The organism is Corallococcus sp. CA049B, assembly GCF_003611685.1.
Taxonomy (GTDB): Bacteria; Myxococcota; Myxococcia; order Myxococcales; family Myxococcaceae; genus Corallococcus; species Corallococcus coralloides.
Window position 1 is genome coordinate 1 of the sequence record NZ_RAWC01000258.1, and the last position, 12,179, is coordinate 12,179.

The 12,179-nt window shown below is 71.2% G+C and carries 8 protein-coding genes and 1 pseudogene; 3 read left to right on the forward strand and 6 right to left on the reverse strand.

Going from position 1 to position 12,179, the window contains the following annotated elements; translation table 11 throughout:
• The 4 genes and pseudogenes from D7W82_RS34600 to D7W82_RS34615 all read right to left on the reverse strand — a co-directional run.
• Positions 1 to 268: pseudogene (locus D7W82_RS34600) on the reverse strand (hypothetical protein); the annotation flags it as partial.
• Between the two features lie 111 nt (positions 269 to 379).
• Complete coding sequence (locus tag D7W82_RS34605; RefSeq protein ID WP_304988758.1) at positions 380 to 1,537, reverse strand: trypsin-like serine protease; 1,158 nt, start codon at positions 1,535 to 1,537, stop codon at positions 380 to 382.
• A 142-nt stretch (positions 1,538 to 1,679) separates the two neighbouring features.
• The gene (locus D7W82_RS34610; RefSeq protein ID WP_158617780.1) at positions 1,680 to 4,337 is read right to left on the reverse strand and encodes a winged helix-turn-helix domain-containing protein; all 2,658 of its coding nucleotides are present in this window, start codon (positions 4,335 to 4,337) and stop codon (positions 1,680 to 1,682) included.
• Positions 4,338 to 4,385: 48 nt separating this feature from the next.
• The gene (locus D7W82_RS34615; protein ID WP_120622390.1) at positions 4,386 to 5,015 is read right to left on the reverse strand and encodes a histidine phosphatase family protein; all 630 of its coding nucleotides are present in this window, start codon (positions 5,013 to 5,015) and stop codon (positions 4,386 to 4,388) included.
• Between the two features lie 490 nt (positions 5,016 to 5,505).
• On the opposite strand from D7W82_RS34615, the gene D7W82_RS34620 reads away from it, so the two are divergent.
• Positions 5,506 to 7,386 carry a nucleoside-diphosphate sugar epimerase/dehydratase gene (locus tag D7W82_RS34620; RefSeq protein ID WP_233588116.1) on the forward strand — a complete coding sequence of 627 codons (1,881 nt, stop codon included), beginning with the start codon at positions 5,506 to 5,508 and terminating at the stop codon, positions 7,384 to 7,386.
• Positions 7,387 to 7,466: 80 nt separating this feature from the next.
• On the opposite strand, the gene D7W82_RS34625 is transcribed toward D7W82_RS34620, so the two are convergent.
• Complete coding sequence (locus tag D7W82_RS34625; protein WP_233588115.1) at positions 7,467 to 8,174, reverse strand: GNAT family N-acetyltransferase; 708 nt, start codon at positions 8,172 to 8,174, stop codon at positions 7,467 to 7,469.
• 472 nt (positions 8,175 to 8,646) lie between these two features.
• Between D7W82_RS34625 and D7W82_RS34630 the strand changes: the two genes are divergently transcribed.
• Both D7W82_RS34630 and D7W82_RS34635 read left to right on the forward strand, forming a co-directional pair.
• The gene (locus D7W82_RS34630; protein ID WP_120622393.1) at positions 8,647 to 10,017 is read left to right on the forward strand and encodes a hypothetical protein; all 1,371 of its coding nucleotides are present in this window, start codon (positions 8,647 to 8,649) and stop codon (positions 10,015 to 10,017) included.
• A gap of 124 nt (positions 10,018 to 10,141) precedes the next feature.
• Positions 10,142 to 11,293, forward strand: a complete 1,152-nt coding sequence (locus tag D7W82_RS34635; protein WP_120622394.1) for a DegT/DnrJ/EryC1/StrS aminotransferase family protein — start codon at positions 10,142 to 10,144, stop codon at positions 11,291 to 11,293.
• Here D7W82_RS34635 and D7W82_RS34640 read toward each other — a convergent pair.
• Positions 11,214 to 11,960 (reverse strand): sugar transferase, encoded by a 747-nt coding sequence (locus D7W82_RS34640; RefSeq protein ID WP_120622395.1) that lies wholly within the window; start codon positions 11,958 to 11,960, stop codon positions 11,214 to 11,216. The two genes, D7W82_RS34635 and D7W82_RS34640, sit on opposite strands and share 80 nt — an antisense overlap.
• Positions 11,961 to 12,179 lie beyond the last annotated feature (219 nt).

Below are 12,179 nucleotides of genomic sequence, written 5' to 3' on the forward strand. Positions count from 1 at the left end.
GCTCGTACGTGTGCGGGCCTCCCGAAGCCAGGGCGAACACCGCGCCCATGACCCCCATCAGGACCGTCACCGCGACGCCCGCGAGCAGCGGCAGGACATGCCGGTTCGCCTGGGCGGGCGGCGGCGCGCGCGGGCCGGGCCGCACCGGAGACGGGCCCTCCAGGTCGAAGGCGTGGCCGCAGTAGCCGCAGACGTAGTGCGTCTTCGCGGCCTGGGGCGTGAAGGGGGCGTTGCAGTGGGGACAGCGCGAAGCTCTGGGCCGGGCCATGACACCGGGTGTAGCACTCCGGTCACCTGGGGTCGCTGAAACACGAAAGCCCCCTCCCTCCGCGAAGGGAGGAAGAGGGCTTCGCGCGCTCAGGCCGGTGTCAGGCGACGACTACGGCACCGTGGCCTTCAGGGCGACGCCCGAGTACGCGGAGTAGCCGCGCACGGAGACGTACCAGGTGCCGGCCGCGGGGGCGGTGATGGTGCAGGTCTCCGCGTTGCCGCTGAGGTACGGGCGGCAGTTGTACGCCGTCGTCGTGGGCTGCGAGCCCTGGCGCACGTAGAGGTCCGCGTCACCCGTGCCGCCGGACTGCTCCACCGTCAGGGTCGTGGAGCCCGCGGGGACGGTGATGCTGTAGTGCTTCCAGGTGCTGGAGGAGCCGGAGAGGTTGGTCTGGCTCAGCAGCGTCTGCGTCGGCTGCTGCGGGGCGTTGACGGTGGTGTCGATCCAGCTGGCGAAGGACGACACGCGGCCGTACATGCCCGCGTACGCCGGGTCGGCGCAGCCGTAGCCCCAGCTCACGATGCCCGCGAGCACGCGGGTGCTGCCCTTGAGGACGGTGAGGGGACCGCCGCTGTCACCCTGGCAGGAGTCCTTGCCCGAGGCCTTCGCGCCCAGCTGGTCCGCGGTGATGGTCTCCTCACCCTGGTAGTCGGCCTGCGCGGCGGCGTTGCTGATGATGTTCACGTCCACCGTCTGGAGCGTGGACGGCAGCGAGGAGGAGCCGCTGGACAGCGTGCCCCAGCCCGTGACGCGCGCCACGGCGCCGACGCCGCCCACGCCCGCCGCCTCATCCGCCGCGGTGACGATGGGGATGGCCTTCACGTTCGCGCCGCTCAGGTCCAGCGGCGAGGACAGCTTGAGGAGCGCCGCGTCCTTGCCGTAGTTGGCGTCCACGTAGCCCGGGTACACGACCACCTGGGACACGGTGCGGACCTGCCCGCCGGTGGTGGTGGTGCGGTTGGTGACGCCCGCCACGATGCGGCCCGGCTTGGAGATGGAGCCACCCGAGTTCACGCAGTGCTGCGCGGTGAGGATCCAGTTATCGTTGATGACGGAGCCGCCGCAGAAGTGGCTGCCGCCGCTGCTCTGCAGCGACACCTGCCAGGGGTTCGCACCGATGGTGGTCGCCGTGCCGCCGACGATCTCCTGGGTGGTGGCGGCGGGAGCCGGCGTCTCCGGCTGGGTCTGCTTCTCTTCCGTGGTCTGGGGACCGCAACCGACGACCAGCAGCGACACCGCGCTGGCGGCAGTCCAGCGACGCACCATCTGAGCCGAAATCATGTGAACCCCGTTTTTGAAGGAATTAATGAGGCGCCGGGATTCTGGAGGAGCCCAGGACTCTTTGTAAACACCCTGGCCGACAATTTATCGTAACTGGATAACTACTGTGACGGGGTTGGCACGGCCGCTACAGCGTGTCACATGTGACGAAGGTGAAGCCTGGAGACACCTCCAGGCGGTAACCGGGGTCCTCGAAGACCACGCGGGTGCCGGTGCCCTCCAGCATGTCCCGCACGTGGCTCACGTGGACGCGCAAGGCGTTGTCATGCAGGCGCGGGTCGTAGTGCGCGTTCCACATGGCGCGCACGCAGTCCTCCTTCGACAGGATGCGGCCCGGCTGGCGGGCCAGGGCGTAGAGCAGCCTTCGCGGCAGGGCCCTGCGCTCCAGGGAGACTGTCTTTCCCGGGGCTCGCAGTTCGTGACGGCGGGCATCCAGCACCACCGCCTCCGGCGCGGGCGCTTCCGGGAGGGACGCGGCTTCGGCGGTGGAGGCAAGCGGCCGGGTCAGCTCCGCCATCAGCTCGGGATCCACGCCGCCCTCGGCCCCCTCGCGCGTGGCCTCTTCCAGGGACCGGGCCGCCTCACGGGCGCGGCCCTCGTGCCGGTGGAGCGTGGCGCGGGCCAGGTGCCCCAGCGTGCGCTCCAGCGCGAAGTCGTCACCGCGGGCCAGGGGCTCCAGCGCGGTGAGCAGCGCCGTGGCGCGCGGGGCGTCCGCGCTCCGGGCGGCGGCCAGGGCGGCCAGGGCGCGCTGGCGGGCGGCGATGCCGGGGCGCACCTCGCGGGGCTCCACGGTGAGGGGCGCGGCTCCCGGCCCCGGCACGTCCAGCGTGCGCGCCACCCGGGCGGCCCGCATCAGCCCCACCACGCCGCGCGCGCGGACCTCTTCCTCCACCGCGTCCAGCTGGGCCCTGCCTTCCGCGCGCCGGCCCAGCTCCAGCAGCATGCGGCCCGCGCCCACGCGGCAGAGCAGCCGGACGAAGAGGTAGCCCGCCTTCTCCGCGCGGACCTCCGTCTCCCTCAGCGCCGCGAGCGCCGCCCTGCGCTGCCCCGACTCTCCGCGCACCCACGCCGCGATGCAGTCCAGCTCCAGCGCGAGGCGGGGCGCGCCCAGCTGGCCCAGGCGCTCCCGGGCGCTGGCGAGCGCGGCGTCGGCCTCCGTGAAGCGGCCCAGCCGGCTGAGGATGCCCGCGGACATGGCCGCCACCAGGGGGCCTCGCGAGTCGAGCGGCGCGTCCTCCAGCAATGACACGCATTGGGCCAGGGGCTCCGCCAGCTCGCTGTCGCGGCCTTCAATCCAGAGCATCAGCGCGCGGGCGTAGGCGCACCAGCCCAGCACGCGCCGCTCCCCCGTCGCCGCGGCGGCGTTGTCCAGCATCGCCAGGGACTCATCCAGCCGCCCCTGGAAGAAGCGCAGCGCGGTCCAGGCCAGCAGTTGCTGGAGGAAGACCTCCGCGCTGCTCGGCACCGGCATGGACTCCAGCGTGCGCTCGCAGGCCTCCGGCTCCAGCGCGAAGAGGGCCACCCGCACCAGCACGGCGCCCACGCCCTCGCGCAGGGCCTCGTTCGACTCCGGCTCCGGCGCGCCCGCGGCGGCCTCCAGCGAGGCGCGCAGGGCCAACAGCTCCGGATAGGCCCGGCGCAAATCCAGCAGCCGCACCCGCGCGCGCGCATGGGCCAGCTTCACCTGGGGCGTGCGCAGCGCGGCGGGCAGCGAGTCCAGGAGGCCCAGGAGTTCGTCCGCGGCGCCGTGGCGCACCAGGGACTCCGCCTGCGCGACGATGAAGGCCGCGCGCGCGTCGTGCCGGCCGAGCGCCTGGAGGTGGCGGCACACCGCGCGCACCCGGACCACGGCGGGCAGGGGCTCGTGTTCCAGGACCTCCAGCAGCGCTTCATGGCCAGCGCGCGTCTCGTCTGGCGGCAGCAGGGACACCATCGCCTCGCGCACCAGGTCGTGCACGCCGTGCCGGCCCCGCGAGTCCGTCTCCACCAGCAGCTTCGCGCCCAGCTGGCGCAGCGCTTCGCCCGCCGCGTCGCCGGACAGCACCGGCCGCAGCGCGCTCGCGGTGAGCGGCAGCTGGCTCAAGGCCAGCATCGCGCAGAGCCGCCGCTCCTCCGCGGGCAGCGCCGCGAGCGCCGAGCGCACCGGTTCGTCCCCGCCCGTGTCGCCCGCGTGGGCGCGGCGCAGGAGGAAGGGCAGGCCCCGCGAGCGGCCCCACGCCGCGTCGAAGCCGTCGCGCTCGCCGTAGAGCGCGTCCAGCTCCCGCCACAGCTCCAGCGCGGCCTCCTGCGACAGGCCCTCCAGCCGCAGCTCCACCCGGTCCGGACTCGCCGCGTGCCGGGGCACCGCTTCGCGCGAGGTGGCCAGCAGCGTGCCCTGCCTCAGCCGCCCTCCCAGGTCCTCCACCAGCGCCGCGCGCTCCGGCGGCCCGAGCACGTGCAGGTCGTCCAGCACGCACAGGGCGCGGCGCGCCTCCAGCTCACCCGCCAGCGCCTCCAGCCGGGACGCGTCCGACAGGGCCTGGGCCACGGGCGCTTCGCTCAGCAGGCGGCGCACGTCGTCCACCACCGTGTCCAGCGTGTCCCCGGGGCGCACGCGCCGGTGCACGACGGGGCCCCGGTGCTTCGCGGCCACCGCCGCCACCAGCGCGGACTTGCCCGCGCCGGGCAGCCCGTAGACGACCCCCGTGCGCACGCGCCTCAGCATGTCCCCCAGCCGCCGTACCTCCTGGGCTCGGCCCACGAAGACGGCCGGCGGTCCCAGCCCCGGAGCGGTTGGCGTGCGCATGGCGCGCGCCATTGTATGTCCATCCAGCCCCCGTCCGGCACGGACGCCTCAGGTGTCGTCCAGGCTGAGCGCGCGCAGGTGGCTGACGTCTCCCCAGGTCACCATCCGCAAGGCCCCCTCGTGGAGGTCGAACTGGTTCCAACCCGCGTTGAGGACGGAGAAGGCGCGCGGCGCGGCGGCGGGGATGCCCAGGCAGTGGCGCAACAGGGCGCTGAGCAGGCCGCCGTGGGTGACCACCACGACGCGGGCCCCCGGATGGCGCGCCCCCAGCTCCTCCAGGCAGTGCAGCGCCAGCCGCAGGCGCTGGGACGCGCTCTCCCCTTCGGGCACCACGTAGTCGGCGTGGCCCTCCGCGTACGCGGCGAAGACGGCCGGGTGGCGCTGTCCGGCCTCCGCGCGCGTCAGCCCTTCGAGCACGCCCAGCCCGCGCTCCCGCAGGCGCGCGTCCCGCTGGACGTCGTGGCCCGTCCTCGCCGCGATGCGGGAGGCCGTCTGCACCGCGCGGTCCAGGTCGCTGCTGTAGAGGGCCTGGAAGGGGAGGGTGGCCAGCCGCGCCGCGAGCGCCTCCGCCTGCCGCTGTCCTTCACGGCTGAGCGTGCTGTTCAGGTGCCCCTGCAGGCGCCCCAGGGCGTTCCACTCCGTCTCCCCGTGCCGGAGCAGGATGAATTCGGTCGTCATGGCCCAAGCGTGGCGGGCGGGCCCCGGCGGAGCAAGACTCGCGAAGTGTCAGCCCGGCGCCGCCACCATCGCGCCACGGCCGCGCCCGCCCCTTGCTCCCGGGGATGTGTCACCTCGCTGAAACACCCCCGCGGGAGGCCCGTTGGCCGTGGGCTTCCGGCGCCTGGAGAACGCGGCGATGTCTGTGTTCTGGCCCCGCGGGGCAGGGTGCCTGCCCGCTGTCACGCATGCCCCTGGGAATCCGGTCGGACAGCACTCCTGGACGGCTGTGATGACACTGGACGCGCGTCCACCTTTCCGCGATTCCGAGCTAGGGCGTGTCTTCCTGATTACGCGGTGGGAGGACGGCGGATTCTCCGTGGACGCCGGGCCGGAGGGGGAGACATCGATGAAACACGGTCAGAAGCTGGAAGCGTTGAGCCTGGACGCAGGGCCACGGGGGACCCCGGAGCATGCACCGCGAAGGGCTCACCGCTTCGGCTGGCTGAGGATGCTGGGCGTGGACGCGGTCCTCATCGCCGGCTCGCTGGTCGCCGCCACGATGCTGCACTTCGCGGACGGGCTGTCCCCGGCCTGCAAGGAGGTCCTGCCCCGGGCCGTGGCGCTCCTGGTCGTGGTGCGCCTGGTGACGCTCGTCTGGCTGGGCCTGCACCGCTGGTCCTTCCACCGCTCCGGCATCCACGAGGCGGTCCGGCTGGAGCTGGCCAGCCTCGCGGGCACCATCGTGTTCGAATTGCTGCGCTCCCTCTTCTTCATGGAGTCGCTGCCGGGGCAGGTGGTCGCGCTGGAGTTCTTCGTCACCACCACGCTCCTGGGCTTTCACCGCTTCGCCCCGCGGATGGTCCGGCAGTGGTACCTGGACCGGCAGCGGGCGAATGCGCAGGGCTCCCAGCGCACCCTCATCGTGGGCGCGGGCAGCGCCGGGGACCTGCTCCTGCGCGACCTGCTGAGGGAGCGCAACAGCCCGTGGCACGTCATCGGGCTGGTGGATGACGACCCTGGCAAGCAGGGCACGTTCCTCAACGGCAAGCCGGTGCTCGGCGTGCTGGACGCGCTGCCGGAGCTGATGAAGAAGCACCGGGTGACGCAGGTGCTCATCGCCATCCCCCGGCTGTCCCCGGAGCGCACCCGGCACCTCTTGAGCCTGTGCCGGCACCAGAGTGTCAGCTTCAAGATCATCCCGGCCTCGTTCGCCTACCTGGACCAGAAGATCACCGCCGCCATGCTGCACGACCTGTCCCCGGAGCACCTGCTGCCCCGGGACGCCATCTCGTTCGACCATGACGAGGTGCACCGGCTGGTGACGGGCCGCCGCATCCTCGTCACCGGCGGCGCGGGCTCCATCGGCAGTGAAATCGTCCGGCAGGTCGCGGGGCACTCGCCCGCGTCGCTGGTGGTGGTGGACATCAACGAGAACGAGCTCTACCTGCTGGTGCGCCAGCTGCAGTCGCGCTACCCGCACGTGCCGGTGCACTCCGTGGTGGCGGACATCCGCGACCTGGACCGGATGCTGCGCATTGGCCAGGGGTTCGCGCCGCAGTACGTCTTCCACGCGGCGGCGCACAAGCACGTGCCCCTGATGGAGGACTCGCCGGAGGAGGCCATCAAGAACAACGTCTTCGGCACGCAGAACGTGGCGCGCATGGCGGACGCGTGCGGGGCGGAGCGCTTCATCCTCATCTCCACCGACAAGGCGGTGAAGCCCTCGTCGGTGATGGGCGCCTCCAAGCGGCTGGCGGAGATGGTCATCCGCGACATCGCCGTGACGTCGCGCACCACCTTCTGCGCCGTCCGCTTCGGCAACGTGCTGGGGTCCGCGGGCAGCGTGGTGCCGCTCTTCAAGCAGCAGATTCAAGCGGGCGGCCCCGTCACGGTCACCCACCCGGACTGCACCCGCTACTTCATGATCATCCCGGAGGCGGTGGGCCTGGTGGTGCTGGCCGGCCTGGGCGGCTACGGCGAGCTGTGCATCCTGGACATGGGCGAGCCGGTCCGCATCGCGGAGCTGGCCGCGAACATGATCACCATGACGGGCCTGGTGCCGGACAAGGACATCTCCATCGTCTACACGGGCCTGCGTCCGGGCGAGAAGCTGGAGGAGGTGCTCATGTCCGAAGAGGAGGAGCTCACCCAGCAGGTGCGCAACCGCATCAAGGTGGCCCGCAGCCCCGCGCCTCCCGCGGACTTCCAGCTGCAGCTCAAGCGCCTGGACCGCGCGGCCCGCGCCGGTGACACCCACGACGTGAAGCGCGCCCTCCAGGACCTCATCCCCGCGTACACCCCGTCGAAGATGCCGGGGACGGTGGCGAAGGTGCTGCCCGCCTTCGCCCCCGCGAAGCCGTCCGCGGCGGAGCAGAACGTCAGCGCCTGAACCCCACGCGGCCTGTGGCCGTCCACGAAGAGCCCCGGTCTCCCGTACCCCCTTCCGGGGTGGGAGGCCGGGGCTTTTCGTCATGGGCGGCGCGGCGAGCGGTAGGCCGGAAAGAAGCCGCTGGCGGCGTGGCCCTCCGAAAGCGCGGCGTACACCGCCGCGTCGCAGACGATTTCCTGCGTGTGGATGCGCCCGCTGGCGTTGGAGAAGCCGCGCTTGAAGTCCTCCAGGCCGTCCCCCGGCAAGAGCCCGCCCCCCAGGTGGAGCGGGAGCCCCAGCCGCACGCACAGGGCGCTCATCTCACTGAAGACGTTCTTCGCCGGTGAGCGCGCCAGGTGCGCGTCCGCCGTGCCGCCCAGGTAGTAGTGCAGGAGGCCGTCGCTGCGGACGACCAGGGCCGCGGAGGCGACCGTCCCGTCCGGCGCGAGCGCCGTCGCGAGCCAGACCTCCGGGGACGCGAACAGCTCCTCGAAGTACGCGTCGGAGAAGAAGTACCGGCGGCACGCCTGGTCCCGGACCATGGTCTGCCGGTACACCTCGCGAAATCCCGCGCGCTCCCCGGGGGGCGCGTCCCGGGCCGCACACACCGTGCTCACGAACCCCAGCCGGACGTTTCGCCGCAGGTGCCGGCGGTGCATCTCCCGGGGTGTGAGCGGGCGGCAAGGGTCCACGAAGAAGACCTCGTTGCGCGCCGTGCCTCCGGCGAAACAGTGCGGTCCCTGAACCCGCTCCCTCACGAAGATGCTGACCAGCTCCGTGCCCTGCCAATCCACGGCAGGTGCGGACACCTCGCTCAATCCGTCCAATTCACCGCCCGGAAAGCCATACGGAGAAATGGCGTCGCGATACGGTGTTCCCTCAATCGCTCGCACGATGAGTGGCACGCGCAACACCCTGTCCGTATCGTTTTTGACGACCAGCGTATGGGTGACCTGCTCGGCGCGTAGGTGATGCTCGGAGCGGAAGTACTGCCCGGACAGCGCCGAGGCGCCCGCGTCGGGAACCAGCATGGCGCTCGCCTGCCCTGTCCTCGTCATACACCCCCCCGCGCCTGATGCCACACATACCGGCTCAGGCGGACAGGCCCATGGGGCCCTGGACTGACGACGCACGGGCAGTCGTCATTTTCTTTTTGTCTAATCACAAAGGAATTACATGGGCCGCCAAAGCCTTTTGGCGTCCAGTGAACGCACTCCGGCGTTCCCACAACAGGGTAGCCTACCGGGCGGTTGACGGGAGCTACCCCACAGGACCCCCCTGATGTTGGAATCCCGTCGTCGCAACTCTGGTCGTGCCCTGTCGTCCCTGTTGTCGCTGACCCTGCTGGTGGGTGGTGGTGCTTGCGGCCCCCAACCCGAGCAGGACGGTGCCAGCACGGCCAGTCCCAACGGAGATAACACCCCGGGCAGCACCGAAGTCTCCCCTCCTGAGTCGGACACGCTCGCTCCCTCTTCCCCCGAAGAGCAGATCGCCGTGGGTCCCACCGAGCCGGAGGCCGAGGCCGCGCCCACCACTCCGGAGGCGGACGCCCCTGCCGCCGCGGAGTCGCCTGCCACCTCCGCCGAGGAAGCCCTCGGCACCACGGCCCAGGCCGCCGTCAGCCTGCGCACGGTCGCGGCCTGGGAGACGCTGTTCCTGAACCGCTGGAACTCGGAGCACACCTCCAGCTTCCTGCCCATGAGCAGGTCGCTGGACAGCTGGCAGTTCTACAACCTGGCCTACGGCATCGACGGCAATACCGCGATGTATCGCGCCACGGGCAAGACGCAGTACATGGACCGGGCGCTGCTGTATGTGAACAACGTGGTCAACAACGCGAAGGTCTCCTCTTCGCTGCCCCGGAGCCAGTTCAAGGACAGCTACATGGGCTGGGCTTCGGCCCGCTCGGACACGCTGGGGCAGGAGGTCCCCCTGTTCGAGAGCTACTGCTGGCGCTACGTGACGCGCATGCTGCGCACCATCCGTGAGACGCCCGCGCTCTACAACAACACCACGTACAAGACCCAGTACGACCGGCTGCTGGCGTTCACCGAACGGAACATGTTCGAGAAGTGGCTCCGGCGCGGCGCGAACAGCTACATCTACCGCGTCAACACGCACATGGCCTCGCACTGGGCGTACATCGCCATGGACCTGTCGCTCATGACGACGGACGCCACGAAGCGGGCGCAGTACATGACCGTCTTCAACAACATCAACCGTGACATGCCCAACAACACCTCGTCGCTGCGCGGCCAGCTGATGACCAGCCCGGTGAACGCCAACGCGTACTTCTGGGCCGCCGAGTGGGGTTCCAAGCGGCGTCCGGGCCAGGACGTGGCGCACGGCAACGGCGTGATGGCCTACCTCGTGGAAGCCCACGACGCGGGCATGGAGTGGACGGACGCGGACATGCGCAAGTTCGTCGTCACCCTGAACGACGTCATCTGGCCGTCCGCCAGGAAGTACGCCAACTACGTGGACGGCACGGGCAGCGGCACGGGCTGGTTCAATGACGGCCTGGTGAAGCTGGGCCGCTACAACGCCGCCCTCCAGCAGCGTCTGGAGACCCACTCCGTGGGCCAGAACACCCAGTACTACGGCAACGGCGCGCTCAACGCGAAGCTGCTGGGAGCGGGTTCGGCGCTCTAGTCCGAATTCCACGATGCGAAACACACACACCCTCCTCCCGCCCGAGCGCGCGGGAGGAGGGAGTGTGCGAACGCTCCAGGCAACGCCGGGGTCTGTCTACCCGGTCTTGCCTGGAGCTCTTCGCATGTCCTCCCGCATCTATCTGTCTTCGCCCCACCTGGGCACGCTCGAGCGCGGCTACGTCGACGACGCGTTCGCAAGCAATTGGATTGCCCCCCTGGGCCCCCACGTGGATGCCTTCCAGGAGGAGTTCGCCCGGTGCGTGGGCACGCCGCACGCGCTGGCGCTCTCCTCCGGGACGGCCGCGCTCCACCTGGCGCTCCAGCTGGTGGGCGTGGGGCCCGGCGACGACGTGCTGGTGAGCACGCTCACCTTCTCCGCGTCGGTGAATCCCATCCGCTACCTGGGCGCCTGCCCCGTGTTCATCGACAGTGAGCGCACGTCCTGGAACATGGACCCCGCGCTCCTGGAGGAGGAGCTGGCGATGCGGGCCCGCCTGGGCCGGCTGCCCCGCGCCGTGGTGGTGGTGCACCTGTACGGCCAGAGCGCGGACCTGGATCCCCTCATGGCCACCTGCGACCGCTACGGCGTGCCCGTGGTGGAGGACGCGGCGGAGGCCCTGGGCAGCACGTACAAGGGACGGACCCCCGGCACGGTGGGCCGCGTGGGCATCTATTCGTTCAACGGCAATAAAATCCTCACCACGTCCGGCGGCGGGATGTTGGTGTCCGCGGACGGCGAGCTGGTGCAGCACGCGCTCAAGCTGGCCACGCAGGCGCGCGACACGGCGCCGCACTACCAGCACTCGGAGGTGGGCTACAACTACCGGATGAGCAACGTGCTGGCCGCCATTGGCCGGGGGCAGCTGCACGTGCTGGAGGACCGGGTGGCCGCGCGCCGCGCGAACCACGCCTTCTACGCGGAGGCCTTCCGGGACCTGCCCGGCATCCAGTTCATGCCGGAGGCCCCGTGGGGCCGGCACACGCGCTGGCTGACGACCGTCACCATCGACCCGGAGGCGTTCGGCGCGGACCGGGAGGCGGTGCGGGTCGCGCTGGAGCGGGAGAACATCGAGGCGCGGCCGGTGTGGAAGCCCATGCACCTTCAGCCCGTCTTCGCGAACTTCGAGCGGCGGCGGGGCAGCGTGGCGGAGGACCTGTTCCGCCACGGCCTGTGCCTGCCGTCCGGCTCCAACCTCACGCGCCAGGAGCTCGAGCGGGTGGTGGCGGGGGTCCGAGCCGTTCCCCGGAGACAGGGGCTGCGGACGGCGGGCTGACGGGGGCCTGCTCCTGCTGCCGGAGCGCCACGACCCTGGCCTCCGGCTGCGGGGTGCCCATGAACTTGTGCATGGTGGCCTCGCTCGCGAAGGAGATGCCCTGGCGCTGCAGCACGCGCACCACCGTCAGCGCCAATATCTTGAGGTCCAGCGCCAGGCTCCAGTGGTCCACGTACCAGACGTCCTGGCGGAAGCGCTCCTCCCAGGAGAGCGCGTTGCGGCCGTTGATCTGCGCCCAGCCGGTGATGCCGGGCAGCACGTCGTGGCGCCGCGCCTGCTCCGCGGAGTAGCGCGGCAGGTACTCCACCAGCAGCGGGCGGGGCCCCACCAGGCTCATGTCGCCCCGGAGCACGTTCCACAGCTGCGGCAGCTCATCCAGGCTGGTGGAGCGCAGGAGCCGCCCGGCCCAGGTGAGGCGCTGCTCGTCCGGCAGCTCCTGGCCGTTCGCGTCCGTGGCCTCCAGCATCGTGCGGAACTTGAGGACGGTGAACAGCTCGCCGTGCTTCCCCGGGCGCCGCTGCCGGAAGAGGACGGGGCCACCCATCGTCAGACGGACGAACAGCCCCGTGGCGGCCATCACCGGGGAAAGGCATATCAAGCCCACTCCCGCCGCCACCACGTCGATGCACCGCTTGAGGAACAGCCCGGTTCCTGCCTGTCTTTGCATGGGGGCGACGCTCCTTGAAGCAGGAAAGGCTAGAAATCCTTCCGGTCCTCCACCACGACCCCTGGGACTCACCCTGCTGTCGACTCCCGTGCATCCACGGGGGGCGGTGGGATGGATGGGAGCGCTTGCGCGGGCTCCGGGGCCGTCAGCCGCCGCCAGACGCGCAAGGTCAGCCAGACGCTGCACGCGAGTTCCGACACCCACCCCAGCCCCAGGGCC